At 47.4% G+C, this 26,240-nt stretch carries 24 protein-coding genes; 8 read left to right on the forward strand and 16 right to left on the reverse strand.

The window, feature by feature from the left end; all coding sequences use genetic code 11:
• Positions 1 to 13 precede the first annotated feature (13 nt).
• From L0Y31_RS06070 to L0Y31_RS06095, 6 genes are all read right to left on the reverse strand, one after another.
• On the reverse strand, positions 14 to 748 hold the full coding sequence (locus tag L0Y31_RS06070; RefSeq protein WP_234736237.1) for an RluA family pseudouridine synthase: 735 nt from the start codon (positions 746 to 748) through the stop codon (positions 14 to 16).
• 56 nt (positions 749 to 804) lie between these two features.
• Positions 805 to 1,623 (reverse strand): 3-methyl-2-oxobutanoate hydroxymethyltransferase, encoded by an 819-nt coding sequence (panB, locus tag L0Y31_RS06075; protein WP_234736238.1) that lies wholly within the window; start codon positions 1,621 to 1,623, stop codon positions 805 to 807.
• A gap of 105 nt (positions 1,624 to 1,728) precedes the next feature.
• Complete coding sequence (locus tag L0Y31_RS06080; protein ID WP_234736239.1) at positions 1,729 to 3,078, reverse strand: murein hydrolase activator EnvC family protein; 1,350 nt, start codon at positions 3,076 to 3,078, stop codon at positions 1,729 to 1,731.
• A gap of 138 nt (positions 3,079 to 3,216) precedes the next feature.
• A complete protein-coding gene (locus tag L0Y31_RS06085) occupies positions 3,217 to 3,987 on the reverse strand; it encodes a lipoprotein insertase outer membrane protein LolB1 (protein WP_310587137.1) in 771 nt (256 codons plus the stop codon).
• Between the two features lie 64 nt (positions 3,988 to 4,051).
• Positions 4,052 to 5,821, reverse strand: coding sequence for a tetratricopeptide repeat protein (locus tag L0Y31_RS06090; RefSeq protein ID WP_234736241.1), 1,770 nt, complete (start codon positions 5,819 to 5,821; stop codon positions 4,052 to 4,054).
• 164 nt (positions 5,822 to 5,985) lie between these two features.
• Complete coding sequence (locus L0Y31_RS06095; protein WP_234736242.1) at positions 5,986 to 6,636, reverse strand: AlbA family DNA-binding domain-containing protein; 651 nt, start codon at positions 6,634 to 6,636, stop codon at positions 5,986 to 5,988.
• A gap of 183 nt (positions 6,637 to 6,819) precedes the next feature.
• Here L0Y31_RS06095 and L0Y31_RS06100 point away from each other — a divergent pair, with 183 nt between their 5' ends.
• Positions 6,820 to 7,317, forward strand: coding sequence for a sterol desaturase family protein (locus L0Y31_RS06100; RefSeq protein WP_234736243.1), 498 nt, complete (start codon positions 6,820 to 6,822; stop codon positions 7,315 to 7,317).
• A gap of 22 nt (positions 7,318 to 7,339) precedes the next feature.
• Here L0Y31_RS06100 and L0Y31_RS06105 read toward each other — a convergent pair whose 3' ends face one another.
• Positions 7,340 to 7,561 carry a DUF2795 domain-containing protein gene (locus L0Y31_RS06105; protein WP_009284883.1) on the reverse strand — a complete coding sequence of 74 codons (222 nt, stop codon included), beginning with the start codon at positions 7,559 to 7,561 and terminating at the stop codon, positions 7,340 to 7,342.
• A gap of 227 nt (positions 7,562 to 7,788) precedes the next feature.
• Here L0Y31_RS06105 and L0Y31_RS06110 point away from each other — a divergent pair, with 227 nt between their 5' ends.
• Positions 7,789 to 8,517, forward strand: a complete 729-nt coding sequence (locus tag L0Y31_RS06110) for a copper homeostasis protein CutC (RefSeq protein WP_234736244.1) — start codon at positions 7,789 to 7,791, stop codon at positions 8,515 to 8,517.
• A 46-nt stretch (positions 8,518 to 8,563) separates the two neighbouring features.
• On the opposite strand, the gene L0Y31_RS06115 is transcribed toward L0Y31_RS06110, so the two are convergent.
• Positions 8,564 to 10,159: a sodium/sugar symporter gene (locus L0Y31_RS06115; protein ID WP_234736245.1), complete on the reverse strand. Its 1,596-nt coding sequence runs from the start codon at positions 10,157 to 10,159 to the stop codon at positions 8,564 to 8,566.
• Between the two features lie 90 nt (positions 10,160 to 10,249).
• Positions 10,250 to 11,089 (reverse strand): formyltetrahydrofolate deformylase, encoded by an 840-nt coding sequence (gene purU, locus L0Y31_RS06120; RefSeq protein WP_255772964.1) that lies wholly within the window; start codon positions 11,087 to 11,089, stop codon positions 10,250 to 10,252.
• A gap of 187 nt (positions 11,090 to 11,276) precedes the next feature.
• Between purU and L0Y31_RS06125 the strand changes: the two genes are divergently transcribed.
• Positions 11,277 to 13,094: a glycosyltransferase gene (locus L0Y31_RS06125; RefSeq protein ID WP_234736246.1), complete on the forward strand. Its 1,818-nt coding sequence runs from the start codon at positions 11,277 to 11,279 to the stop codon at positions 13,092 to 13,094.
• A 67-nt stretch (positions 13,095 to 13,161) separates the two neighbouring features.
• Here the strand turns inward: L0Y31_RS06125 and L0Y31_RS06130 are convergent, their stop codons facing one another.
• Positions 13,162 to 13,446, reverse strand: coding sequence for a hypothetical protein (locus L0Y31_RS06130; protein ID WP_234736247.1), 285 nt, complete (start codon positions 13,444 to 13,446; stop codon positions 13,162 to 13,164).
• A 114-nt stretch (positions 13,447 to 13,560) separates the two neighbouring features.
• Entirely contained in the window at positions 13,561 to 14,961 is a 1,401-nt protein-coding gene (locus L0Y31_RS06135) for a DUF349 domain-containing protein (protein ID WP_234736248.1), read from the reverse strand.
• A 73-nt stretch (positions 14,962 to 15,034) separates the two neighbouring features.
• Between L0Y31_RS06135 and ettA the strand changes: the two genes are divergently transcribed.
• Together ettA and L0Y31_RS06145 are read left to right on the forward strand one after the other, a co-directional pair.
• Positions 15,035 to 16,702, forward strand: a complete 1,668-nt coding sequence (gene ettA / locus L0Y31_RS06140) for an energy-dependent translational throttle protein EttA (protein WP_234736249.1) — start codon at positions 15,035 to 15,037, stop codon at positions 16,700 to 16,702.
• A gap of 60 nt (positions 16,703 to 16,762) precedes the next feature.
• Positions 16,763 to 17,581, forward strand: coding sequence for an aminotransferase class IV (locus tag L0Y31_RS06145; RefSeq protein WP_234736250.1), 819 nt, complete (start codon positions 16,763 to 16,765; stop codon positions 17,579 to 17,581).
• A 50-nt stretch (positions 17,582 to 17,631) separates the two neighbouring features.
• On the opposite strand, the gene L0Y31_RS06150 is transcribed toward L0Y31_RS06145, so the two are convergent.
• From L0Y31_RS06150 to L0Y31_RS06160, 3 genes are all read right to left on the reverse strand, one after another.
• Positions 17,632 to 18,669, reverse strand: coding sequence for an isoaspartyl peptidase/L-asparaginase family protein (locus L0Y31_RS06150; protein WP_234736251.1), 1,038 nt, complete (start codon positions 18,667 to 18,669; stop codon positions 17,632 to 17,634).
• A gap of 43 nt (positions 18,670 to 18,712) precedes the next feature.
• Positions 18,713 to 19,267: a KdsC family phosphatase gene (locus tag L0Y31_RS06155; protein ID WP_234736252.1), complete on the reverse strand. Its 555-nt coding sequence runs from the start codon at positions 19,265 to 19,267 to the stop codon at positions 18,713 to 18,715.
• A gap of 69 nt (positions 19,268 to 19,336) precedes the next feature.
• On the reverse strand, positions 19,337 to 20,152 hold the full coding sequence (locus L0Y31_RS06160) for a Rossmann-like and DUF2520 domain-containing protein (protein ID WP_234736253.1): 816 nt from the start codon (positions 20,150 to 20,152) through the stop codon (positions 19,337 to 19,339).
• 312 nt (positions 20,153 to 20,464) lie between these two features.
• Between L0Y31_RS06160 and L0Y31_RS06165 the strand changes: the two genes are divergently transcribed.
• On the forward strand, positions 20,465 to 21,961 hold the full coding sequence (locus L0Y31_RS06165) for a cellulose synthase family protein (protein ID WP_234736254.1): 1,497 nt from the start codon (positions 20,465 to 20,467) through the stop codon (positions 21,959 to 21,961).
• Positions 21,962 to 22,019: 58 nt separating this feature from the next.
• Here the strand turns inward: L0Y31_RS06165 and lpdA are convergent, their stop codons facing one another.
• Positions 22,020 to 23,420, reverse strand: a complete 1,401-nt coding sequence (gene lpdA, locus L0Y31_RS06170) for a dihydrolipoyl dehydrogenase (protein ID WP_234736255.1) — start codon at positions 23,418 to 23,420, stop codon at positions 22,020 to 22,022.
• A gap of 175 nt (positions 23,421 to 23,595) precedes the next feature.
• Between lpdA and prfB the strand changes: the two genes are divergently transcribed.
• A protein-coding gene (prfB, locus tag L0Y31_RS06175) for a peptide chain release factor 2 (RefSeq protein WP_234736256.1) occupies positions 23,596 to 24,673 on the forward strand; the annotation gives its coding sequence in 2 pieces (ribosomal slippage) (positions 23,596 to 23,655 and positions 23,657 to 24,673; 1,077 coding nt in all).
• A 97-nt stretch (positions 24,674 to 24,770) separates the two neighbouring features.
• Positions 24,771 to 25,529, forward strand: a complete 759-nt coding sequence (locus L0Y31_RS06180) for an alpha/beta hydrolase (RefSeq protein ID WP_234736257.1) — start codon at positions 24,771 to 24,773, stop codon at positions 25,527 to 25,529.
• Here L0Y31_RS06180 and L0Y31_RS06185 read toward each other — a convergent pair.
• A complete protein-coding gene (locus tag L0Y31_RS06185; RefSeq protein ID WP_234736258.1) occupies positions 25,526 to 26,203 on the reverse strand; it encodes a TVP38/TMEM64 family protein in 678 nt (225 codons plus the stop codon). The genes L0Y31_RS06180 and L0Y31_RS06185 overlap by 4 nt on opposite strands.
• Between the last annotated feature and the right edge of the window lie 37 nt (positions 26,204 to 26,240).

Raw genomic sequence — 26,240 nt, forward strand, 5'->3', positions numbered from 1 at the left:
TCCAGGAACTTACTTAATGGATAAAATCCAGGTTTTTGTCTTTGTATTCTTCGTCGTCCAGCTCTAAAAACTCTTCCCAGAACGCATCATTTGGAACGCCGGCTTTACAAACCAGCGGTTCTTTCTTCACGGGGTGAATAAAATAAAGCCGCCGGGCATGCAAATTGATATTGCCATCCTGGTTTGGACGAGGATAACCGTATTTGACATCCCCCCGAATCGGACAACCCATGCTCGCCAACTGCACCCGAATCTGATGCGGTCTTCCGGTCACAGGCTCTACTTCCAGTAGATAATGGTCGTTGATTTTGCCTAACAGCCGGTAATTCAGCTCAGCGCGCTGCGAACCGGGAACTTCGTACTCATATTCTTTCACTTTGTTGGTTGCCTCATCTTTGAGTAGCCAGTGAATCAGCTTTCCGCGCTCTTTTTCCGGTTTTCTATTCGTGACAGCCCAATAAGTCTTCTGCACCTGGCGTTTCCGAAATACCTCATTCATACGCTCCAGCGCCTTCGACGTACGCGCAAAAACTACCAAGCCACTAACGGGCCGATCCAACCGATGCACCGTGCCTAGAAACACATCTCCAGGCTTGTTGTATTCTCTTTTCACGTAGGTTTTTACCTTCTCCAGCAACGTTTCGTCGCCAGTCCGGTCGCCCTGAACCAACAGGCCCGGGTCTTTATTGACAATGATCAGGTGATTGTCCTCATATACCGGGACAAATCCTTTCTTTTTCTTCTTCATGACTATTAGGCAATCTTTTATTCTGTCTTCGTACCGCTCAAGTTTGCTGTAGCTTTTTAGTAAGCTTCATTCTCGTTCGGAAATTCCTGTGCCTTTACATCGTTCACGTAATTCCCTATAGCATCCGACATAATATCGTGTAAATCAGCGTATCTGCGTAAAAAACGAGGCTTAAACTCTTTTGTTATGCCCAGTAAATCATGTAATACCAGAATTTGCCCGTCGGCGTCAGGGCCCGCCCCGATCCCAATGGTCGGAATGGTGATGCTTTCGGATACTTTTTTGGTCAACGCAGCCGGAATTTTTTCCAGTACGACGCTAAAACAGCCAATTTCTTCGAGCATTTTAGCATCATCGATTAGCTTCTGGGCTTCCGATTCTTCTTTGGCCCGAACGGCGTAGGTACCAAATTTATAAATGGATTGCGGCGTTAAACCAAGGTGGCCCATAACGGGAACCCCAGCGCTCAAAACCCGAATAATCGATTCCCGAATCTCCAGTCCACCTTCCATTTTTACTGCGTGTGCTCCAGCTTCTTTCATAATCCGGATGGCCGAACGCAGGGCTTCGGAGGAATTCCCCTGGTAAGATCCAAACGGCAAATCAACCACCACCAACGCTCGTTTTACAGCTCTCACTACCGAAGCAGCGTGATAGATCATCTGGTCCAGCGTAATGGGCAGGGTTGTTTCGTGCCCCGCCATAACGTTGGAGGCCGAATCGCCCACCAGAATAATTTCTACTCCGGCTCCATCAACAATCCGAGCCATGGAATAATCGTAAGCTGTTAATGCCGAAATTTTCTCGCCTTTATTCTTCAGTTCCTGAATGACGTGCGTCGTAATGCGCTTGATGTCTGGGTTATGAACGGACATTTACTCGTGTGCAGTTACAAATAATACTATGCAATAAACAACTATAACCTAAGCAAAAAGATTCTGCTTATGGCCAACTTACTCCCTGTTGTTTTTGATTTGTTTTTACCGGGCAATTAACCAGCTTTCGGGATTCATGCGGCTGGTATTTTTCCAGACCTGAAACTGAACCTCCGAAACACCATCTTTATCGGTTGCGACGACGCCAATTGATTCGCGCGCTTTAACGCGTTGTCCGACGCCCACGGAGACACTTTTAAGCTTGGCGTAAACCGTATAATAATCGCCGTGCTGGATGGCAACAATATTTCCCATCCCGGTTACATAAGTTGTGTACTGCACCGTGCCGTCATAAACGGTACGTACAGCCTCGCCCGCGCTGGTCTGGATATCCACGCCCTGATTTTCCAGCATAACGCCTTTCAGGACGGGGTGTGGTTTACGCCCGAAGCGGTCGGAGATAAATCCGCGCGATACCGGCCAGGGCAACCGACTTTTCGAGGCGGCAAACGAAGTAGCCAAGGCAACCTCTTCGTCATTCAGTAGGGTGCTGCTTCGGGTGTCTGGCTTGCGGGTTGGGGCAGGAGCATCGGGGACGGCCTCTGCGGGTTTGGTTTCCGCAGGCTTGTTTTCAGCAATGTCTTCTGCTTTTCCTTCTTCGCGGGCTTTGGCCGCCGCCGCTGCCGCAGCGGCTTTTTCGCGGGCGATACGCTCTCGTTCGGCACGCTCACGCGCTAACCTTGCCAAACGTTCCCGCTCGGCACGCTCACGGATTTCCCGCCGAATCATGTCCGTAATGGCCGATTCCAACTGGTTCACCGCCCGCCGTCCTTCGGCTAGCTCAGTCCGCAAGTCCGACTCTTTTGCGACCAGCTCCTGCGCAACCCGGTTCTTTTCTTCTTTGAGGGTTTCCAGCCGCTTCGACTCGTCAATGCTGGTTTCCAACGTGGTTTGCTGCTGCCGCTTCTTACGCTCTGTTGCTTGTTTTTTTCCTAGAAGATCGCCCTGCACTTTCTCAATTTGCCGGACTTGCCCATGCCGGGCTTCTGAATATTGTTGCAGGTATTTGTACCGCGCAACCAGCTGATTAAAATTATCTGATGAAAACAGAAAACCCAGTGGATTTATTTGCCGCCGACGTTTATCGGCGTTATAGACCATTCCGGCGTATTCTTTCTTCAGCTTCTGCAAATCACTCTGAAGTTTTTCGCTTGCCTGCCGAAGCTCCCGAAGCTCCGAATTCATGAGCTTCACGTCTTCCGACAAGAGATTGATTTGCTTGGTTTGGGTCGTAATTTCCTGATTAAGTGCTTTTAACTGGCCGAGCGTTGCCTGCTTCTGCTTGGATGTCTGCTGTAGGATATTCCGAATTTGCGACATCTTTTGCAGGTTCTGCTTTTTTTCTTTTTCGAGTTGCTGGCGATTTCGCTGTTGGGCCTGTACTTCCGATGCCATGCATAGCCAGACCAACAGCGCAAGCAGGCTACTGAGTGTAACACGAAGTAAGTTTACGTTCTGACTACCTGACTGTATACAAGCTACCTGCACGAGAATATTACGCTTTTCACTACTCAAAAACACGATTCAACCGCCCTATCTCCTTCGATATTTTGCCGGAACATTAAATGGGAAGCCCGGATTTTTCTCCGTAAGTTCTACTTTGTTATGGCGAATTTGCAATAAAGTCTGGTAATAATGGCCATCACTGCCCGATTGATAATCCAAGGTGATTAGACTAGTGTATGGAAACAGGAAGTTATTGAGCGTCGTAAAGTCCTCGTAATCCAGCTTTAAGGTATTTTTAGTTGGCTGTTCTACTACGAGCAATTTTTTTAGCTTTCTGTTTTCCTCACCAATGTAATTCTCGACCATTACCTTTCCTTCCCGTTGGCGAAGCAACAAATAATCGCGTTCATTTTTAATTTTCTGCGCGGGATTCTGAGGCAATGGTAAATTTCCGATGACGAGTGACTGAACCAGGTCGTAATTCAGCGCAAAATTGAAACGTTGGCTTAGTTGGGGGTAGCTATATACCGAATATTCCCGGTGAATTTTATCCAGCACTACGATTGAATCACGCGTGATGATGGCCCGGGCCACTTCAATTCCAACACCCGATACAGAAAGCCAAATCAAGCTGTCCTTATTGATCCGCAGATTAACGTTGGCGTTGTTGATGTCCTGGTCCTTGCTCTTGAACGATACTTTCGATTTGGCAACCAGATACGTAAAATCAATCTGATCGACATTCAATTTAGGATCTACTGAACTGGCTGGCAGCGGAACAGCCAGGCTATCTTTTTTGAGCGGTGGCTGAATTGCTACCGTATCCTGCTGGGGCGGGGGCGGGGCATTGCGGAACATTTTCTGTTTCCGGCAACCTTCTGAGGTTAATAATACGATACTGCATAATAGCCCTAGCCAATAGTTATTCATAGATTCGTCCGGTTGCAATCTTCTTGTCCAGCCGGTCACTGGTTTCGCCTTTCTGTTTTGCTTTTTTCCACTGTTCGACGGCCTTCTCGCGTTCTCCCAACTGAAACAACACGTCGCCATAATGTTCAATTACCGTGCCGCTGGCGTTTTTCTCGTCCTGAAGTGCCTTTTCGAGGAATTGCCGGGCTTTGGTATAATCTTTCATGATGTACAAAACCCAGGCGTGCGTATCCAGATAAGTGGCATTGCTCTGATTTCGTTCCACCAGTCGTTCAGACATCTGGAGTGCCAACGGTAATTTTTCTTTCCGTAAAGAGAGAAAGTAACTGTAGTTATTTAGCACATGCTCATTGTTGGGATCTTCTTTCAGCGCCAGCTCATACGCCTCGTCTGATTTTTTGTGATCACCCAGGCCGTTATAAGCATCGCCCAGTTGTGCATTGATCCCGTTGAGGTATTTTGCCATGTCTGGATTTGAAGCGGATGAGAGCAGACGTTTGGCTTCTTCCAGGGACGAAACGGATTCCTGAAAGTTCTTTTTCGCGTAGTGAGCAAAGCCATTTGACAGCCAGAATAAGCCCTGATTGGGAAATACTTCCAGCGCCTGCTCAGAATGGACCAGCAAACTATCGAACTGATTCAGTTCCCCGTCCAGTTGCAAAATTGCCCCCCAAACCTCATAAACCGACTTATCAAGCTTAGCAGCCTGCACATAGTGGTTCCTAGCCCCGGCTTTATCGCCCTGCTGCATGAGCAGATCGGCGTAAATAATCTGGGATTTGGCGTCTTTAGGATTGGCCTTCACCAGATCCTGCGCCATTTTCAGACCGCTTTGTTTATCCCCTTCCTTACCCTCCGTCATTCTGATGTAGCTGGAAAGAATGCGTGCTTTCAGATCCGATTCCAGGTTAGGGTTCGAGAGAACGATATCAAGTTCCTGCTTACTCTTTTGTAAATCGCCTTTCCGACGATAAATATCAGCCAGCATAACGTGCGCCTGGGGCAGCTCCGCGTTAATTTTCAGCGCCCTTTGCAGCCAGTTAATTGCCTGATCTGTGCGTTCATTCGCAAGAAGCAACTCGGCGCCTTCTAGTAGGTAATCCGTTTCGCCGGGTTCCGAAGCAACCAGTTTTTCGGCTTCTTCGATGGCTTTTTCTACCTTGTTTTGTTTCAGGTAGATGCGCTGCTTTTGCCGCACAATCTCGTCATTTCGACCCAGCGACTTTTCCACCTGATCATACGCTTCCAGCGCTTTGTCGGGCTTATCGTTAAAGAGGTAGATTGCCGCTAGTTCAACGCCATATTCAATATTGTCGGGGCTTTTTCGGATCAGCTCTTCGTATAGTTTTTCAGCATCCGTATAGCGTTTTTGCTTAACGTACAGCTCTGCCAGCTGCAACACGTAGTATTTATTGGAGCCACCGTCCATTTGAACCGCTTTGGTAGCATAGGGGAGGGCTTTGTCGGCTTTGCCCTGCTTCATGTACGCCGTTGCCAGCGCGAACTGAGCCGCCGAATTTTCGGGGTGTAGCTGAATGACTTTTTCGAATTGTGGTATTGCTTTGGACGGCTCGTCCATCATCATGAACTTCATGCCTTCCGTGAAAACAGACTCTTCAACGCCGCGAGTCAGCGTATCTTTCTCCACCTTACTTTTCGCTTTTCGCGACTGAGCCTGTAGAGGCGAACTTCCCCAACCTAAAAGGCAATAAATTGCCATCAATAACCAGCCGTATTGTAGATATTTCACCGGGGATTTCATGCTGCCATATAGCTTACTGCCTCTCATCAATTTTGCTTACGTTCCAATGGGCGTCTATTTTCAAACGTCGTTGCTGGTGAGTCTATTGCAACATTTGTCTTATTCCTAGTTGTATTTTCAATTAGACAAAAATAGCTGAAAATAGCTGATTACTAAAAGTATTATTACACCACTGGTCGGGCAGTGAAATGATCAACCATTTCGTTGGGGTGAATTTCTAATACGTTTGCTAATACGAGCAGCACCAGGGTGCGGGAAGCCATTTTGCGGGGTATGCCAGCAATGGACGCAAAGCCATCCACCGTTATTCGTTCATGCTGATCCAAATGGTGCATCAGCGTGCGTTCTTTGTCGCCGTAGCTAAACCGAATGTTACGTGAAATTCGCTCGCCTTTCAGAATTTCGCGAACTTCTTTGCTGGCTTGAAGCGATTTATCCAATACACGCACGTAGGCTCGTTTTATGTCATTGACCGGGTCAACGACCACGTAATGAGGCTTTAATGGACTTTCCGGCACATCAATCAGCAAGACATCCCGCTCGCCTGGAATGGGAATCCGTTCGAGGCGGTATTCGATGGCGGGTGTGCAATATTTTTCGATAGCCCGAACAATCAGAAACTCATCTTCATCAATGTGTTTCAGGCCCTGGATGCTTTTGTCGTCCCCAATGCCGATCAGCAGCTTGCCGCCTTCGGTATTTGCAAACGCAACGATCTCGCGGATAATTCGTTCGGGATGATTGGACTTCAATTTGAACTCCAGATAGGTCCCCTCCCCCTGTTTCACCAGTTCTTTGAGTGCCCTGTACTCCATCCGTCTTGCGGGTATATAAGTCTCTTGCCCACTACGGGTGAGCATCGATTAAATGTACAATTTTTTTACTAGTAGAAGCGGACCCGTCTGATTTTTCCTGAATTTTAGGCTATATTCATAACCAGTTGCTTAGTCAAGCGGTTGTCTTTTTGCTTCTCCGATCTCTATACTAATAACACAAAAATGCTCATAAACGTTGTCATTGTGCTCATCACTTTTGGTTTGATGGAGGGTATTGCGTGGTTCACACATAAATACATTATGCACGGTTTTATGTGGCGCTGGCACCACTCACACCACAATCATCACCACGGTGTGTTGGAGAAAAACGATTTGTTTAGCGTCTTGTTTAGTCTGCTTGCAACTGCTACCGTGGTTATAGGTATGGAAGTAGCCTCGCTCTGGTTCTTAGCGCCCATCGGTATTGGTGTAACGCTCTACGGGGTCTTTTACTTTATCTTTCACGATGTCATTGTTCACCGACGGATTAAGGTAGGCTTCAAGGCGCAGCATCCTTACCTGAAACGCATCATTCGGGCGCACCACGTTCATCATAAGGTTCACGAAAAAAGCGGTGCCGAAGCCTTTGGCTTTCTCTACGCGGACAAAAAGTACAGAGCAGGCAATTCCATTCTTCAAAAAGAAAAGGCGCATCCTTCGTGGAATACGCCTTCAAAATAGCTTTGCTCTGGGGTTAATTGACTTAATATTCGTCTTCGTTAAAGAAGAAATCATCTTTGGTCGGATAATCGGGCCAAATTTCTTCAATACTTTCGTAGGGCTGACCATCATCTTCCAATTCTTGAAGATTTTCTACCACTTCGAGAGGCGCTCCCGAACGAATGGAATAATCAATTAACTCATCCTTGGTAGCCGGCCAGGGGGCATCTTCGAGATACGATGCCAATTCGAGTGTCCAATACATAGGCGTTCTTCTTTACGTATGACAACTTATTGTCGTTAGGAGTGCAAAAGTAAAAAAATATAAATATCCAAGAAGTTTTCGTGAAAATTCTTTACAAAAGTCCTTAGACGCTCTTATTAACCCTATTTTGCGTTTTTGTGTTTAGTTTACTTGCAAAACTATCTATGAAAAAAAATATCCGTCAAAAATGGGCTTTTAAGGAGGCTTAATCTTTCTAAAATCGATCAATGACTATTGAAATATGTGCCTTTTCGTTGGAATCTTGCCTGACAGCGCAGACCAGCGGGGCAAAACGAATTGAGCTTTGTGGTGGCGCAGCAGAAGGGGGTACAACGCCCAGCTCTGGCCTTATCGAATTAGCCCGGAATCGAACGCAAATCGATCTGTATGTTATGATTCGTCCACGCGGTGGCGATTTTCTGTATTCAGATACCGAATTTGAGGTGATGAAGCAGGATATCGAAAACGCTAAAAAGCTAGGTGCAAATGGGGTGGTTTTGGGTATTCTAAATCCCGATGGGACGGTTGATGAAACGCGCACCAGTGAGCTTATACGCCTGGCAAGTCCACTGGCCGTTACGTTTCACCGGGCCTTTGATGTAACACGCGACCCATTTGAAGCACTGGAAGCTATCATTCGTACAGGAGCCAAACGCATTCTTACATCTGGGCAGCAACCGTCAGCCGATAAAGGTGTCGATTTACTGGCCGCTTTGGTCAAACAGGCAGCTAGCCGGATTGAAATCATGGCCGGAGCGGGCGTTAGCGCCGGAAATGCGGCCCAGCTCGCCGCCACGGGCGTAGATGCCTTACACCTGACCGGGAAAGCCGTACGTCCTAGCCGGATGACTTACCGCCAACCAGCCGTTACAATGGCATCTGTTGCCGTTAACGAATATGAACTCGTTGAGGCTAGTGAGGACGTAATTAAAGCTGTTATGCAAGTAGTAGCATAAAAAAGCCCCGTCCTGGCGGACGGGGCTGCAAATAACATTTGCTCGCTTACCAGAAATAAGCGTAGAGGAATATAAGAATAAGTACAATCACGACAGAGCCAACTGCAAAGCTGGACGATGTGCGGAACATGCTTCCGTCAATGGCAAGGCCTTTCGAGCTTGGTTGCATCAGGCTCACCACGATCATAGCGGCTACACACACCAGAAAAACAATTCCCATCCGATCCAGGAACGGAATACCCGGCACCGTAAAATGCAGCGTAACCGCCAGCAGGAAGCCGCCAACAATGGCAATCATGGCTGCCGTTGAGTTTGTTTTCTTCCAGAAGAAACCCAGTGCGAAAGCAGCAAAAATACCCGGTGATACCAGACCAGTCATTTCCTGAATAAACTGGAAACCACCTTTTTTATCAATTCCCAGGAACGGAGAAATAACAATGGCCAGAATCATGGATACAATTACTACGTACCGTCCGATGCGAACTTGCGTTTTTTCGTCCGCATTTGCATTGATGTATTTTTTGTAGATATCCAGCGTAAAGATGGTCGAGATACTGTTGGCTTTTCCGGCGAGTGAAGCGACTACGGCTGCTGTCAGAGCGGCAAACGACAGCCCTTTTAAGCCCGCTGGTAGCAGGTTCAGCAGTACGGGATAGGCGTTATCAGGATTCAGTTCGCCACCCTTCATCATTTCCGTCTGGAACAAGCCTTGTTGGTATAACGTATAAGCAGCAATCCCCGGCAAAATAACGATTACCGGCATCAGCAGTTTCAGGAAAGCGGCGAACAGCAAGCCTTCACGCGCAGTCTTCAAATCGGCACCAAGGGCACGTTGGGTAATGTACTGGTTACAGCCCCAGTAGTTCAGGTTCACAATCCACATCCCGCCAATAAGCACGGATAATCCAGGCAGCGAGGCATAGTGCGGATGGTCTTTCGGGAAAATCATGTGAAAGTGGTCCGGTACATTTTTCAGCATCAGCTCAAAGCCTTTACCAACTCCTTCTGAGTTGAACTGCTCCGAAACCATGCCTAAGGCCAGATACGTAGTCGCCAGACCGCCCAAAACCAGGAAGAATACCTGAATAACGTCTGTGTAACCGATTACCTTCATACCGCCCAGCGTAATGATAACGGCAAATACAGCCAGTGCGATCATGCAAAACGTAAAGTCCAGATCCGAGATAGTACTAACCGCCAGCGCCCCGAGGTACAAAATGGACGTCAGGTTGACGACGATGTACAAAAACAGCCAGAAAATAGCCATGATCATACTAACGGTGCTGTTGTAACGCTGCATCAGAAACTGAGGCATCGTGAAGATGTGATTCTTTAGATAAATCGGCATGAAGAAAACAGCCACAACAATCAGCGTGGCCGCAGCCATCCATTCATACGTAGCAATTGCCAAGCCCATTGAAAATCCGTTTCCGGATGCTCCAATAAATTGTTCAGCCGAGATATTGGATGCAATTAGCGAAGCGCCGATGGCCCACCACGTTAAAGAGCCTTCTGCCAGGAAAAAGTCAGTAGAGGATGTTTCTTTTGTCTTTTTTTGTCGGTAAATCCAGTAACCATACGAGGCTACAATGATGAAATAAATAAAGAAAACAACGTAATCCAGGGTTTGTAGTTTTTGCATGACCTCAACAGCGGTGAGTAAGTGTAGCAGTATTATTTTGACCCGAAAGATAACAATTTACAGATAGATTAATGAGGTATAAATGCAGGCTTACAAAATAATAGTGCGGTTGTGATGAATAAAGACTCTATCATTCAGCACGAGTTTCAGCGCTTTTGATAAAACCAGCTTTTCGACGTCACGGCCTTCAGTAGCCATATCGCCGGCTGTTTGGCGGTGGTGTACTTCTTTGACGTCCTGCGCAATGATCGGTCCTTCATCAAGGCTGTTGTTCACAAAGTGTGCCGTAGCGCCGATAATCTTTACGCCTCGCTCATACGCCTGCCGGTACGGATTGGCTCCAATAAAGGCCGGCAGGAACGAGTGGTGAATATTGATGATGCGATTCAGGTAATGGCCTACAAAATCCGGTGTAAGTACCCGCATGTATTTGGCCAGTACGAGGTATTCCGGCTGGTAGATGGCGAGTGTACGCAAAATGGCCTCTTCGTGCTCTTCGCGGCTTTTGTGCTCATGCGAAATGTAGTGGAACGGAATGCCAAATTTGCTAACCAACGGTTGCAGGGTGTTATAGTTGCTTACTACCGCTAAAATATCTGCATCCAGCTCGTCGAAAGCGTAGCGAATGAGCAATTCAGCCAGGCAATGGTGCTCTTTCGTTGCAAAAACTACAATATTCTTTTTCTTTTTTGGATTTATCCGTAGGTTAATGCCCGCAGGCAGTGTTTCCTGTAATTCTTGCAGCAAACCAATGGCGTTTAACTCGCCTTCAAATTCAGTTCGCATGAAGAATTGTTGGTCATTACTAACATATTCATCGTTTCGGATGATATTCAGATTATGTTTGTAAAGAATGCCAGTAACAAGGTGAATCAGACCCGTACTATCGGGGCCATCCATAAGCAAAATATGCCGGGTCGCGGTTACCATGTAAAAGGTTTATTTAAAAACTAGCGGTAAATGTAGTAAAACCATGCTTCAGACTGTCTGCTTAACTGGCAGTCAATTCAGCCGCCAGAAAAGAATTTTAATCATTTGTCAGGAAATTATGCTTTACTAATGGTTGAATAAATGAAAAGTACTTAAGTTTAGTCACTCTTGAATCAATTGTACAGCTTTGGAACCTATTCTCACTAGAGCCAAACCAAAATTATTAATTGAAATTGCTTGGGAAGTTTGTAACCAGGTAGGGGGTATTTATACCGTTATTCGGTCCAAAGTACCTTCGATGGTCGAGAAATGGGGCGACGATTACGTGTTGTTAGGGCCTTATTTTCCGCAAAAAGCAACGATTGAGCTAGATCCTATCACGCACGATGACGGTACCGAAATTGGCCACATCGTTCAGTTGATGCGTAGTAAAGGCTTTGAGGTACAATACGGATATTGGCTAGTTACCGGTAAACCACGCGTTGTACTGTTTGATTTACAAAGTATTAGTCAGGAGCAGCTTAATCGGGTTAAATACCTGCTTTGGGAACATCATCGCATTTCAACACTGAACGTTGAAGATCTGGTTAACCAGGTGGTAACATTTGGTGAAATGATCCGCATCTTCCTGACAGACCTGGCCAACGAATACGCCCGGAAGCTGGATATTGCCGCGCATTTCCACGAATGGATGGCCAGCAGTGGCCTACCAGAGCTTCGACGGGACAATGTAAAGGTCGCTACAATTTTCACAACGCACGCCACCATGCTTGGTCGCTATCTGGCCATGAATGTCGGCGGGTTTTACGGAAAGCTTCCCTTTTTTGACTGGGAGCGCGAAGCAAAACATTTTAATGTCGAGGCGCAGGCTACTATCGAGCGGTTGGCTGCCCAGCAGTCCCACGTTTTTACAACGGTCAGCGATGTTACGGCGCAGGAATGCGAAGTTTTTCTAGGTCGCGTTCCCGATCTTATTCTTCCGAATGGCCTTAACGTCATGCGCTTTACAGCGGTTCACGAGTTCCAGAACCTGCACGTCAAGCACAAAGCCCGGATTCATGAGTTCGTGATGGGCCACTTCTTCCAGAGTCATTCTTTTGATCTGGAGAAAACGCTCTACTTCTTTACGTCGGGTCGGTATGAGTTCAGTAACAAGGGCTATGATCTAACGCTTAAAGCCTTATCCCTGCTGAACGCCAAGATGCAGGAAGCAAACATGGACATGACGGTTATTATGTTCATGGTGACGAAACAGCCCTTTCATTCCATTGATCCGGAGGTTTTGCACAGTCGCGCTTTGCTGGATGAGATTCAGGAAACCTGCAAGGCCATTGAGCAGCAGGTTGGCAACCGACTCTTTCACGAAGCCGCATCGAACGACGATATCAAGTTGCCCGACCTTAACGATTTTGTGGATGAATACTGGCGATTGCGCCTCCGCCGGACGGTTCAAAGCTGGAAGACACACAAACTACCCCCGTTTGTCACGCATGATTTAGTGCAGGAAGACGACATGGTACGGTATATTCGGGAGCTTAACCTGGTTAATAATGCCGATGACCGGGTAAAAATCGTTTACCACCCGGATTTCATTTCGTCAACCAATCCACTTTTCGGACTCGACTACGGCCAGTTTGTTCGCGGCTGTCACCTGGGCATTTTCCCTAGCTACTACGAGCCTTGGGGTTACACACCGCTGGAATGTGTAGTACGCGGAATCCCGACGGTAACCAGCGACCTTTCCGGCTTTGGTGACTTTATCATGCAGATCATGCGTGATTATGAGAACCGGGGAATTTATGTGGTTAACCGTAAATCGCAAAGTTTCAACGAGGCTGCTGATCAACTAGCGAATATTCTGTTCCGCTTTGTGCGTCTTTCCCAACGGGATCGGATTGCCCAGCGCAACCGCGTTGAAAATATATCTGACGTTTTCGACTGGACCAACCTGCGCTCTTACTACGACACCGCGCACGACCTGGCTCTAAAACGGAAGAAACCTTAAAATACCAGCCAAAAGGCGATGAATGCTCCTCTTATCAGACACGCATTCATCGCCTTTTGGTTTTGGTTTACAAGCTACAAGCATAGGTGCTTTCATAGCCAGGAAACCCAGGCGATGTGGTGCCGCCCACGCTAATGACCCGATCCAGTCGAAGCTTTTCTCCGCTTGCCAGACTTATGTACTCTTCGCCGTCTTCGGTGGTTACTTCACGAATAACGGCATCCTTCTTATAGTATTCTTGCAGGTCTGTCAGAAACTCAATGCGTACGAATTTCTTTTGCTGCGCTACCGCGCTGATGTAATCAAAAAAAACGCGATCTATAGGCTGGTAGGAGGGAGCAGACTGATTCATGGCTTTCGTCGGTTATATTCACTCATAAAACGACAATAGACTGCCTTTTGATTCCATAAAAACAAAAAGGTCCACCAAGCGTACTTGGTGGACCTTTTAACAGTATAAATTTTGTCAATCAAGCGTTGATAGTTCTTTCTGGAATTCCGTTAAGATGACTTCTTTCATGGCAATCTTCCGCTTTTGCGTGTTGATTTTGTTCATTGCCATTTTATCAGCCTCTTCGTTATAACCCGTTGGTTCCATATTACTCATGGCCAGCGATAGGTCGCTTTTCTCACGCCGAACAAGGTATTCCATCTCCCGAATCTTTGTCCGCAGTTGCTCACTTTTGCTTTTCAGTTCAAAGGCGGGATACTTGCGTGAAATTACGCGGGCCAGATAGTTCAACTCAAAAATCTTATCACAGGCCGACCGGAAACGCTCGGAGACTGCTTTATCGACCAGTTTGAACGGAATCTTGATTTCTTTCCACTGATTCAGCAGTGTTTTGGCTCGTTCAGCAGCTACTGTAATGTCCTCTGCTTTTGCGAGCTTTTCGGCTTCGTCAGCCATTTTCATCTGCTGCTCAACGCGCGGATCGATCCGAACTTTCGGTTCAATGCCGCGGGCCAGATTGTATTTATCGAAAATGGTTTTAGTTGCCTTCCGGAAACGCTTCAGCAACTTGCCGGAACGTTTGAGCGGAATCTCGCCAACTTCACGCCATTCGTTATTTAAGGTGCGAACCAGCTGATAGCCTTCGTTAAGCGCTCTTGTGTAACGCTCTTCCGGGCTAACAGGATGCGGGCGCGGCGTATAGCCACCTTCCCGGTTATAAGCAGACCGTTCAGAAGTTCCATTAGCCACATTAATCGGACGGCTACGTTCGGCGTAGATAATAGTTCGAACCGCTTTTTCAACCTGTTCGATGATCTTATCGTACTTATCAATACGCTCCTGAATGATCTTATTTTGTTCATTGAAGAAATCACGACGGCGCTGAAAAAAACCATCGAGAGTAGCCTGAAAGCGCTCTTCAATGGTTGCGTCCTGCTCACGATCAACCGGGCCGGTCTTTATCCATTTGGTTTTAACCTCCTGAAGCAAATCGGCGGTCTCTTTCCATTCCGTGCTATCAGCTATCGCTTCTGCTTCGGCCAGCAGCGCGCGTTTTATCTCCAGATTCTTTAACTGATTGTTATGAATCAGCTCGACAAGAACCTTTTCGAGTGCGTCAAGACGTTCTAGCAGGGGCACGAAATTGCCAATCGCGTCGAAACTAAGCAGTTTTTTCCGCAGCTGTACCAGCTTGGTCAGGTAGGAGCCTTTGTTCTGGGCTTCTTCTATTTCCTGCTCTAGCTGGTGCGCTTTATTCTCTGCAATAGCGAACCTGTTTTTGAAATAATCCAGTGCTTCCTGCTCCGTACGTTTTACTTCTCCGATTTGCCGATCCGGATAGCCGAGGTAGCCCGATAAGAATACCTTTCCGTCTTTGACGTAACCGTATTCGTCTACCAATTGAGCCTGTTCCATTTTTTACTCTGCGTTAAGGCTAAGCTATGGGTTAAAATTGTGATATTTGTCCCATACAAATGTATGCAAAATAATGAGCCAAGAAACGATTATATTCTCCATGGCGGGTGTCAGTAAAATTATCCCGCCGAATCGACAAATCCTAAAGAATATTTACCTTTCCTTCTTTTACGGTGCCAAAATCGGCGTTTTAGGCTTGAACGGTTCCGGTAAATCTACCCTGTTGCGCATCATTGCGGGCATCGATAAGAGTTACCAGGGAGAGGTTGTTTTCTCGCCTGGATACTCCGTGGGTATGCTGGAACAGGAGCCACAACTTGATCCGAACAAGACGGTAAAGGAAGTCGTTGAAGAGGGCGTTCAGGAAATTGTCGATCTGCTGAAGGAATTTGACCAGATCAACGAAGCCTTTGGTGATCCCGACGCCGACTTCGACAAACTAATTGCCAGACAAGGAGAGGTGCAGGAAAAACTCGACAACCTAAACGCCTGGGAGCTGGACAACCGCCTCGAAAAGGCTATGGATGCCTTGCGTTGCCCGCCCTCCGATGCGCTGGTTGCCAACCTCTCCGGAGGTGAAAAACGCCGCGTGGCCCTGTGCCGCCTGCTCTTGCAACAACCCGATGTCTTGCTGCTTGATGAACCAACCAACCACCTGGATGCTGAATCTGTATTATGGCTGGAAGAACACCTGCGCCAGTACACGGGAACGGTCATCGCTGTTACGCACGACCGGTATTTCTTAGATAATGTTGCTGGCTGGATTCTGGAACTGGATCGCGGTGAAGGTATCCCCTGGAAAGGCAATTATTCATCCTGGCTAGAGCAGAAACAAAATCGTTTGGCCAAAGAAGAAAAGCAGGAATCGAAGCGGCAGAAAACCCTACAGCGCGAGTTGGAATGGGTAAAAATGGCTCCGAAAGCCCGGCAGGCCAAGTCCAAAGCCCGTTTGGGTGCCTACGAGAAACTGCTGAGCGAAGACATGAAGCAGAAGGAAGACAAACTGGAAATCTTCATTCCGGCAGGACCCCGTCTGGGGGCCAAGGTAATCGAGGGCCACGGTGTTTCCAAGGCGTTCGGCGATCGGCTACTTTTCGAAAATCTGGAATTTCAGTTGCCTCAAGCGGGGATTGTCGGTATTATCGGGCCAAACGGAGCGGGTAAAACAACCTTATTTAAACTCATTACGGGTAACGAACAACCTGATGCGGGTACTTTTGAGGTGGGAGAAACCGTTAAGTGGGCTTACGTCGATCAGGGCCACGACAACCTCGATCCGAATAAAACGGTTTTTGAAACCATTTCCGGTGGTAGCGAATGGGTGATCTTAGGAGGTAAACAAGCCAATGCCCGTGCCTACGTGAGCCGCTTTAACTTTACGGGCTCGGATCAGGAGAAGAAAATCGGCACTCTTTCGGGTGGTGAACGCAACCGCGTACACCTGGCCATGACCCTGAAAGAAGGGGCAAACCTGCTGCTGCTTGATGAACCAACCAACGACCTGGATGTCAACACGCTCCGGGCGCTGGAAGAAGGTTTGGAAAACTTTGCCGGATGCGCGGTTGTTATCTCTCACGACCGTTGGTTCCTAGATCGTGTGGCTACGCACATTCTGGCTTTTGAAGGAGATTCACAGGTCTACTGGTTTGAAGGTAACTTCTCCGAATACGAAGAGAACCGGAAGAAACGCCTGGGAAGTGATGCTACTCCGAAGCGGATCAAATATAAAAAACTGGTTTAACGGAAACGGTTGTGGTTTAAGGCCATGATTCTTCTTAAACCGCAACCTTAACATAAACGTATGTACGGCTACTTCAACGGTACCATTCTCCCTGTCGAGCAAATGGCAGTGGGTGTCACAGACCTTAGTTTGTTACGCGGTTACGGTTTGTTCGACTATTTCCGGACCTACAACGGCCGCCCTTTTCAGTGGGATTGGTATTGGGAACGCTTTACCAACTCGGCGGCAAAACTCCACATGTCTTTACCCATCGAAAAGGATGAAGCCTATCAGGTTGTCATGGAACTGCTCGAGAAAAGCGGTGGTATAGACATGAGTTTCCGGTTTATTCTGACGGGTGGCTACAGCCTGGACAGTATCACAGTAAGCCAGCCGAACCTGCTTTTTATGGCTGAAGAGCTTCCCCCTCATAACCCGAATCAGTACGAAACCGGCATTAAAGTTATTCTGGATGAATATGTACGGGAGATGGCGGAGGTAAAAACTACGGATTACAAGCGGGTTATCTTACTAGCTCAAGCCATTCGGGCGGCCCGGGCCGTGGATATTCTGTACCATAAAGATGGTGAAATCAGTGAATTAAGCCGAAGTAACTTTTTTATCTTAAAAGGAAACCGACTTATTACGCCTAATCGCAATATCCTCCACGGCATCACCCGCCGGACGGTCTTGCACTTGGCCGAAGCTGATTTTGAGGTTGAAGAGCGCCCAGTTTTACTCTCGGAGCTTTACGATGCCGATGAGGCTTTTACGACCAGCACAACCAAGAAAGTGTTGCCCATCACCCAAATTGGCGATTTCACCATTGCAGATGGTAAACCCGGCGAACGGACTAAATACTTGTTGGAGCAGTTTGAAGAACTCGTTAATAATTGGTGAAGCGAAAAGCAACAGGAAACAGGTTATAAAGCTTGTTTCCTGTGCTGGCTTTAGTCTTTGTATATCTTCACTTCTGATACGCCGTCTGCCTTAATAAAACCCCGGTACATGCCTTCCGAGTTGAAGGGCATGGCCACGTTTCCTTTTCGGTCGAGTGCAATCACGCCGCCTTCGCCTTTCCGATCAACGAGTTTTTTCATCACAACTTCGTTGGCGGCCTTCTGCACGTTATACCCTTTATACTCCATTAAAGCGGAGATATCGTAGCCCACCACCGAGCGGATAAAATACTCCCCGTGACCCGTTGCCGAAACTGCACAGGTTTCATTGCTGGCGTAGGTGCCAGCGCCAATGATGGGTGCATCGCCCACACGACCATACCGCTTGTTGGTCATGCCGCCCGTTGAGGTTCCCGCTGCCAGGTTGCCATATTGATCTAGCGCCACGCAACCCACCGTCCCGTATTTTTTCCCTTCTACAAAAATTTCATCATCTACCACTGCGCCGGTTGTATCCCTGGCTGAATGATCCAGCTCCACCCGTTCTTCCTTGATGGCTTCCTGCAAGGCGTTCCAGCGAGCTTCGGTATAAAAATAAGCCGGTTCTACTAGCTCTACGCCTTGTTTCTGCGCAAATTCCTCAGCTCCTTTTCCGATCAGCATGACGTGTTCGGATTTCTCCATCACTTTACGAGCCGCCGTAATCGGGTTTTTGATGTTTGTTACCCCCGCAATTGCTCCGGCCATGCCTGTTTTTCCGTCCATGATCGAGGCATCCAACTCATTTTTACCTTCGTGTGTAAAAACGGCGCCCTTTCCTGCATTGAACAAAGGCGAGTCTTCCATAACGTGAATCGCTGCTTCGACGGCATCCAGACTGGTACCGCCTTTTTTTAGCACGGCATACCCTGCCTCAAGTGCCTGCGTTAGAGCTGCTCGATAGCCTTTTTCTTTTTCAGGCGTCATGTTTTTGCGGGTAATAGTCCCCGCTCCGCCGTGAATGACGAGGGTAATTTTGTTCTTGTAATCCTGAGCGTTGAGCATAAATGATAAGCTAAGACCCACCAGAATTAAGACCAATTTCTTCATGGATTGTTTGTTGATGAATAGGGAATAACAGGCAAAAACAGCCCTATTTTTCATTATGCAGCGCAAATGGCTGGTCGTTGGATACCCAGGATAGCCACTTGTTCTGCGCTTTCATGACTTGTTCGATGACATCGCGCACGGCACCCTGGCCGCCCCCTTTTGGTGAGATGTAATTACAAACCGCCTGAATTTCATCAACGGCATCAGCAGGGCAGGTGCTTAGTAGATTGGGGCGTCTCAATACAGGGAAATCTGGAATATCGTCGCCCATGTACAGCACTTCTTCCTCACTGATTTTGTGCTGGTTCAGATAACCCAGATAAGCATGAATTTTCTGGTCGGTTGGGCCTCCCATCATCACATCCTTGATTTTCAGGAACTCCAGCCGCTTCCGAACACCCACCTGACTGCCAGCCGAAAGAATGGCCACCCGATAACCCGAAAAAATGGCCCGCTCGATGGCATACCCATCTTTAATGTTGAAAGTCCGGTATTGCTCACCCGATTCCAGCGCGTTGACAGATCCGTCGGTCATTACGCCATCAACATCAAAAATAAAGGTTGTAATCTGTTTAAATCGCTCCTGAATTGCTGTCATGCCGAGTTTTTCTTAGCCCAATAATCGTTTACTCAAAAATACGATTTATATCGTTTGGAGAAGGAAAAGCTAACTTCTTAGTAATTCAATTGCGTACCGTTTCTGAATGCTGTCGGTCATCACTTCGTATAATTCCAGCCATTCCGGTTTGTTGGCCAAATACTCCAGATGCATATCCAGCACACTTAAATCGCCGCGCCGCGCCGGACCTGTCTGCACCAGGGCGGGATGCTGCACCGATAAGGCTTTACGGACAGTTTCGCGAATAAGTGGTTTCAGCAGGTCAAAATCAAGAGTCTCGGTATCCGTAATGTCCTTGGCAACGCCCAGCAGGTAATTGGTAAAATTACAGGCAAAAACGGCGGCTACGTGCAACACCCTACGCTCCTGTGAATTAACTAGATAGACAATTTTGCTCATTGTTTGCCCTAAGGCTACCAGGATTTCTTCCGTCTCTTTGTCGCTGGCTTCAAGGCAGAGGGGCAACTCCTCAAAACTGATCGGATCGGTACTTTTACTGAAGGTTTGCAAGGGGTAAAAAACACCCGTCCGTAGGGTCACATCACTATAAATTTCAGCCCATTTTTGCAGACTATCCAGACTTATACCCCCAGACGTATGCACCAGAATGGCACTTTCGGGGAGTACAAGCTGTTTGACAACCTCCTCGATGGCGTCATCAGGAACGGCCAGAACAAATAAATCCGCTACGCTTTCGTCAAAATTCAGATCAGGATTCAGACGGGCATCATAAAGCATTGACACCAGCCGACGCGCGTGCTGCGGATCACGACTGTATACTTCTGCAACGTGATGTCCGGCAGTTTCGACCGCGACTGCCATATGCAAGGCAACATTCCCAGCTCCGATAAAGGCTATCTTCATACTATGTAGGTAAGCTTGAATTCAAAATGACCAATTAGTACGCCAAAAATAAATTGTTCTATTTACGCCCAAGGTAAGCAATTTATAATCAGTCTGATAAAACAGGCTTATTATTGCCTATAAACCATAAATTACCTGTACCCTCCCAGTTTTTAGCGAAAAAGTTTAGCCCTGTTCCTGTTCGCGCTCAACGACTTTACATAAACCTTATGCTCATAAAGTTCAACAAAAGCCCGATGTTGTTGTTCTTCCGATGCCCACTTGTTTAGGACCTGTTCATGTTAAGCAAGAGTTGTCGGTAAAATAAAGGCTATGGAAATCATTATTTTGGTCGCTTACAGTTTAGCGCTGACTTTGTTATTTATTTATACGCTTGGCCAATTAAGTCTGATTGTTAGCTACATACTCCACAAAAAGCGCCGTGAATCGCATTTTAAAGGATTTATGGCTAAGTCAGCCGAGCAGCTTCCGGTAGTAACGGTCCAACTCCCTATTTACAACGAGCTTTACGTAGCCGAGCGACTGATCGATGCGGTTTGCGCCCTAAGTTATCCGCATCAGAAGCTGGAAATTCAGGTTCTGGATGACTCAACTGACGAGACGGTAGAAATCATTACGCGAAAAGTAGCTGAATATAAAGCGCGTGGCATTGACATTGCGCACATTCGCCGACCAGACCGAAAAGGGTTTAAAGCCGGTGCACTGGCATACGGAATGGAACGCGCCAAAGGGCAGTTCATGGCTATTTTTGATGCCGATTTTATGCCGGATCCAGACTTTTTGCTAAAAACTATTCCTCATTTTGAAGATACCAAAGTTGGTATCGTTCAAACGCGCTGGACCCACCTAAATGAAAACTATTCCATCCTGACGCAGCTTCAGGCTTTTGGCTTAAACGCGCATTTCTTTATTGAGCAGGGCGGGCGTAATTCGGAAGGTTATTTCATGAATTTTAACGGAACGGCGGGCGTCTGGCGCAAAAGCACCATCCAAGACGCAGGCGGCTGGAGCAGCGATACGTTGACGGAAGATTTGGACCTGAGTTACCGCGCCCAGTTGAAAGGCTGGCAGTTTGTTTACCGCGAAGACATTGGCTCACCCGCTGAGTTGCCAGTCGCCATGAACGCCCTGAAATCGCAGCAATACCGCTGGATGAAAGGTGCCGCCGAATGCGCCAGAAAATTGATTGGTCGCGTAATGACCGCTGCCCATGTGCCTTTTCGCATTAAACTACACGCCTTTTTTCACTTGCTGAGTAGCTCCACGTTTATTCTGGTGTTCGCCATGGCTGTTCTGAGTGTTCCGATATTATACCTGCAAATCATGCACCCGGAATATAAATCCGTGTTCCAGTGGATGAGCTTTTTTCAAATTAACTTGCTGATTCTCTTCTTATTTTACGGTATTCCTTTCTGGCTCGAGCACCGCCAGAAAATGAGTAAGCTTGGTTTTTATTTCCCCATGTATTCGGCCCTGATGATGGGTCTGTCCTTGCACAACACCATTGCCGTTCTGGAAGGCTTTATGGGGCGGAAGACGCCGTTTGTTCGTACGCCGAAGTTTAACGTAAAAGCCGTTGGAGATCTGTGGCAGGGAAATAAATACCTGACGCTTGACCTCAGCCCTTCTTTAAACTGGCTGACAATTACGGAAGGTCTTATGGTTCTTTATTTTCTAACTGGCATTGCCATGGGTCTTTATTTTGGTCAGTATGGAATGTTGTTTTTCCATATCCTGCTGACGGTCGGATTCGGTCTGGTTTTTTTCTATAGCCTGGCCCATGCACAACGGCAAAATCAACCGATATAACATAGAAAACCCGCAAAGCCTTTCGACCTTGCGGGTTTTCTATATACTTCAAGCCTGATTACAAGTGAATTGCTTCACCGTAGGCCACTTCAGTAGCATCCTTAATGGCTTCTGACATGGTTGGGTGGGGGTGAACGGTTGTCAGGATTTCGTGTCCTGTTGTTTCCAGGCGGCGAGCCGCAACAACCTCGGCAATCATTTCGGTCACGTTTGTACCGATGAAGTGAGCGCCTAACCATTCGCCGTATTTTTTATCAAAAATAACTTTGACAAAACCTTCCGGTGCACCAGCCGCTTTGGCTTTACCCGAAGCTGAGAACGGAAATTTACCCACCAAAATATCGTAGCCTGCTTCGCGGGCTGCTTTTTCGGTAAAGCCTACCGATGCAATTTCTGGCTGACAGTAGGTACAACCCGGAATGTTGTTGTAATTAAGCGGCTCAACGTGCGGCTGACCGGCAATTTTTTCCACGCAGATAATAGCCTCTGCCGACGCCACGTGCGCCAATGCCTGTCCTTTGGTTACGTCACCAATGGCGTAGTAACCCTCTACGTTTGTGCGGTAATAATCGTCAGTTACAACTTTGCCTCGGTCAAGTTTGATACCAACTTCTTCCAGACCGACGTTTTCGATGTTAGCGACAACACCCGCCGCCGACAATACTACATCTACATCAAACGTCTTTTCTCCATCCGGCGTTTTCACGAAAACCTTGCAGCCTGTGCCGCTGGTATCTACTTTCGTTACTTCGGATTTTGTGAAGATATCAATGCCGATTTTTTTGTATTGCTTCGCCAGTTCTTTCGAGATTTCCTCGTCTTCAACCGGCACCACATTCGGCAGGAATTCAACGATGGTTACTTTCGTACCCATGCTGGCGTAAACGTACGCGAATTCAACGCCGATAGCGCCTGAACCAATTACCAGCATTGTTTTTGGCTGGGTAGCCAACGACATGGCTTTGCGGTACTCAATCACTTTTTCGCCATCGATGGGGACGGCTGGCAGTTCGCGGGCACGGCCACCAGTGGCAATAATGATGTGCTTGGCTTCGTAAGTAGTTGCTTTACCGTCTTTATCGGTTACTTCAACTTTCTTACCGGGTTTCACTTTTCCGTTACCCGCCAAAACATCGATTTTATTTTTCCGCATCAGGAAGTTTACGCCTTTGCTCATGCTATCGGCAACACCCCGACTCCGCTTGATAACGGCTGTAAAATCAGGCTTTGCTTCACCCGATATTTCTATGCCGTAATCTTTCGAATGTTTGATATATTCAAAAACCTGTGCACTTTTTAAAAGAGCTTTCGTCGGGATACATCCCCAGTTCAGGCAAATACCTCCGACACTTTCGCGTTCTACCACGGCCGTTTTCAGACCGAGTTGCGACGCACGAATAGCGGCTACGTAGCCTCCCGGCCCGCTACCGATAACGATTACATCGTATTGTGATGCCATTGTTTAGTAGTGAAGAATGAAAAATGAAAATGAATCGTTTGCATACCAAACAGGACTCATTCAGAAAACACAAAGTTAGACTGAAAAGTTGATTATCATACCGTGAGCTATAAGTTCACTATCTTTGCAGTTCTAATGAGTTATTCGCTCATTCACAATTCACTCATTCACCATTATGACGACCGACCAATTAAAGGACGTGAGGGCCAGAGTAGAGGCCTTGAGGGGGTATCTTTGACTACGATAACAAGAAAGAACAGCTAGCTGATCTGGAACAACGTACAGCCCAACCCGAATTTTGGGGCGATGCCGAAGGAGCCGAAAAAACCATGAAGCAAATTCGCTCACTCAAAGGCTGGACGGGTGATTTTGAGCGCACGGAAAAGCAACTGGAAGACCTGGAAACACTCCAGGAATTTCTGGAAATGGGCGAAGGGTCTGAAGGCGAGATCGAAGCCGAATACCAAAATATGCTGGCCACGCTGGAAGAAGTTGAGTTGAAAAAAATGCTCAGCAACGAAGAAGACCAGCTTAGCGCCATTCTCGAAATCAACTCCGGTGCGGGTGGTACCGAAAGCCAGGACTGGGCCGAAATGCTCTACCGCATGTATTTGATGTGGAGCGAAAAACACGGCTACAAAGTCAAACAGGTGGATTACCAACCGGGTGACGGTGCCGGAATTAAATCGGCAACGCTGGAAGTGGAAGGTCCATTGGCCTACGGCTACCTGAAATCAGAAAATGGGGTTCACCGGCTGGTGCGGGTTTCGCCGTTTGACGCTAATGCCCGTCGGCATACTTCGTTTTCGTCAGTTTATGCCTATCCGTTAATTGATGATTCCATTGAGATTGAAGTCAATCCGGCGGATATTGATTGGGATACGTTTCGATCAGGCGGAGCAGGTGGACAGAACGTAAACAAGGTAGAAACGGCTGTACGGCTGCGGCACCGACCTTCTGGCCTCATTATCGAGTGTCAGCAGGAGCGGAGCCAGTTGCAAAACAAAGAGGTAGCCATGCGCCTGTTAAAATCAAAACTCTACCAGATTGAGGTGGAGAAGCGCAACGCCGCCCGGGCCGAAATCGAAGCCGGAAAGAAAAAAATCGAGTGGGGTTCTCAAATACGGAGCTACGTCCTCGACGACCGCCGGGTAAAAGATCACCGCACGGGGTATCAAACTTCCAACACGGAAGCTGTGTTGAACGGCGACCTGGATGCTTTTATCAAATCTTACCTGCTCATGCAGGATTGATTTTTGCGTTAACAACGGACTTGAAGCGGACTTTAATAGCCTGCTTTAAGTCCGTTGTTTTTTTAGATGGCCTATCTTGGGAAAATAACGATTCACTATGCTTCCGGTTTTCAAATTGTCAGATGGTCCCGTTCCTTTGTTAGCCTTTCACGGCATTGGTCAGGATCATCGTGCTTTTAAACCGCTAGCTCAGGAATTGGCAGGACGATACGCTATCTATGCTTTCGACCTATTTTTTCACGGTGCCCAAACGTCTAAAATTGCCGATGGCGTACTGACAAAGCAAGCCTATCGCCAGATTATCCAGTCTTTTTTACAAGACTATCAGATTGAGCAGTTTTCGGTAATTGGCTTTAGTATGGGGGGGCGGTTTGCTCTGGCCACTGCCGAAGCGTTTCCCGACCAAACGAATGAGCTGATTTTACTGGCACCCGATGGCATTACCATCAGTCCGTGGTACACGCTGGCGACAAGTACTCTTTCGGGCAGACGGGTTTTTCGTTATTTTCTGAATCATATGCCGCTGCTGCACCGGGTCGGACAATTTTTTTTATCCCTTGGAGTGATTAATCGCAGTGCTCTAAAATTTGCAGAAAATACGTTGGCCACTACCGAGCAGCGCGAACTGGTTTATAATTCCTGGGTGTATTTCCGGGAGATGCAATTTAATCATCGAAAATTAAGCACGACCTTCAACCAGCGTTCAATGCGCTTACGGTTTTATGCGGGTTACTTCGACCAAATTCTACCGGTCTCTTTTCTCTTTCCATTGACCCGGCATTTACATGCCTATGAACTTACCGTTCTGAAAACTGGTCATAACCGATTGATCGAAAAAGTGGCCAAACTCCTTTAACGGCTGAGCGCCCGTTTCAGCACCAGCCATAGCCCCACCACCGACACCAGAATCAAGCCAATAATGGTAATCTGCGCCCAGCTTCCTTCGTTGGGGTTCTCCAATAAGGTCTTGATTTCGCGCGCCTGACTGCCTGTCCAGACGGCTAACACTGTTCGGGGAATCATTCCCAAGGTTCCGCCTAGTAAAATATTCCTCAATTTGGCTCCAGAAAGGGCAAAAACCAGGTTGGTCACGGCAAAGGGTAAAACCGGCGAAAGCTTCGTAAAAAAGATAACCGCCAGCTCCCGTTGTCTGATATTTTCTAACACTGTTGTTACCGACTTATTGGTTGTAATAACATCCAACACCCGTCGCCCATCGATCTTGATTATCAACAAATTAACTAATAATATAGCCCCCATATTAAGCGCAAAAAGAGGGGCCAAAGCATTCCAGCTCAGGAAGTAACCAAAAACCAAAGCAAGGAAAGTTGGCGGTGTTAACGCAATCGCTGAGGTTAGGCAGCAGCAAACCGTTATGGCCACCCATTCCCATACGTTGAAACCACTTATGCGTGTTTCGTTAACTACGGTATAATACGTCAACGCGGAACTGAAAAGCAGCGGCGCTACGGTCATGAGTACGCCTGCCAGAGCCGGGCCAGATAATCTTTGGAGTATCGAACTTTTCACAAATACTACTTAACAATTCCCGGCAAGTTAGTTCTTT

It is taken from the genome of Tellurirhabdus bombi (assembly GCF_021484805.1).
In the GTDB taxonomy this organism is placed as follows: Bacteria; Bacteroidota; Bacteroidia; order Cytophagales; family Spirosomataceae; genus Tellurirhabdus; species Tellurirhabdus bombi.

Coding starts and splice junctions, on each gene's coding strand:
- L0Y31_RS06070 (WP_234736237.1), bottom strand. CDS start 748: ATGAAGAAGAAAAAGAAAGGATTTGTCCCGGTATATGAGGACAATCAC.
- panB (WP_234736238.1), bottom strand. CDS start 1,623: ATGTCCGTTCATAACCCAGACATCAAGCGCATTACGACGCACGTCATT.
- L0Y31_RS06080 (WP_234736239.1), bottom strand. CDS start 3,078: ATGGCATCGGAAGTACAGGCCCAACAGCGAAATCGCCAGCAACTCGAA.
- L0Y31_RS06085 (WP_310587137.1), bottom strand. CDS start 3,987: ATGTTCCGCAATGCCCCGCCCCCGCCCCAGCAGGATACGGTAGCAATT.
- L0Y31_RS06090 (WP_234736241.1), bottom strand. CDS start 5,821: ATGAAATCCCCGGTGAAATATCTACAATACGGCTGGTTATTGATGGCA.
- L0Y31_RS06095 (WP_234736242.1), bottom strand. CDS start 6,636: ATGGAGTACAGGGCACTCAAAGAACTGGTGAAACAGGGGGAGGGGACC.
- L0Y31_RS06100 (WP_234736243.1), top strand. CDS start 6,820: ATGCTCATAAACGTTGTCATTGTGCTCATCACTTTTGGTTTGATGGAG.
- L0Y31_RS06105 (WP_009284883.1), bottom strand. CDS start 7,561: ATGTATTGGACACTCGAATTGGCATCGTATCTCGAAGATGCCCCCTGG.
- L0Y31_RS06110 (WP_234736244.1), top strand. CDS start 7,789: ATGACTATTGAAATATGTGCCTTTTCGTTGGAATCTTGCCTGACAGCG.
- L0Y31_RS06115 (WP_234736245.1), bottom strand. CDS start 10,159: ATGCAAAAACTACAAACCCTGGATTACGTTGTTTTCTTTATTTATTTC.
- purU (WP_255772964.1), bottom strand. CDS start 11,089: ATGGTAACCGCGACCCGGCATATTTTGCTTATGGATGGCCCCGATAGT.
- L0Y31_RS06130 (WP_234736247.1), bottom strand. CDS start 13,446: ATGAATCAGTCTGCTCCCTCCTACCAGCCTATAGATCGCGTTTTTTTT.
- L0Y31_RS06135 (WP_234736248.1), bottom strand. CDS start 14,961: ATGGAACAGGCTCAATTGGTAGACGAATACGGTTACGTCAAAGACGGA.
- ettA (WP_234736249.1), top strand. CDS start 15,035: ATGAGCCAAGAAACGATTATATTCTCCATGGCGGGTGTCAGTAAAATT.
- L0Y31_RS06145 (WP_234736250.1), top strand. CDS start 16,763: ATGTACGGCTACTTCAACGGTACCATTCTCCCTGTCGAGCAAATGGCA.
- L0Y31_RS06150 (WP_234736251.1), bottom strand. CDS start 18,669: ATGAAGAAATTGGTCTTAATTCTGGTGGGTCTTAGCTTATCATTTATG.
- L0Y31_RS06155 (WP_234736252.1), bottom strand. CDS start 19,267: ATGACAGCAATTCAGGAGCGATTTAAACAGATTACAACCTTTATTTTT.
- L0Y31_RS06160 (WP_234736253.1), bottom strand. CDS start 20,152: ATGAAGATAGCCTTTATCGGAGCTGGGAATGTTGCCTTGCATATGGCA.
- L0Y31_RS06165 (WP_234736254.1), top strand. CDS start 20,465: ATGGAAATCATTATTTTGGTCGCTTACAGTTTAGCGCTGACTTTGTTA.
- lpdA (WP_234736255.1), bottom strand. CDS start 23,420: ATGGCATCACAATACGATGTAATCGTTATCGGTAGCGGGCCGGGAGGC.
- L0Y31_RS06180 (WP_234736257.1), top strand. CDS start 24,771: ATGCTTCCGGTTTTCAAATTGTCAGATGGTCCCGTTCCTTTGTTAGCC.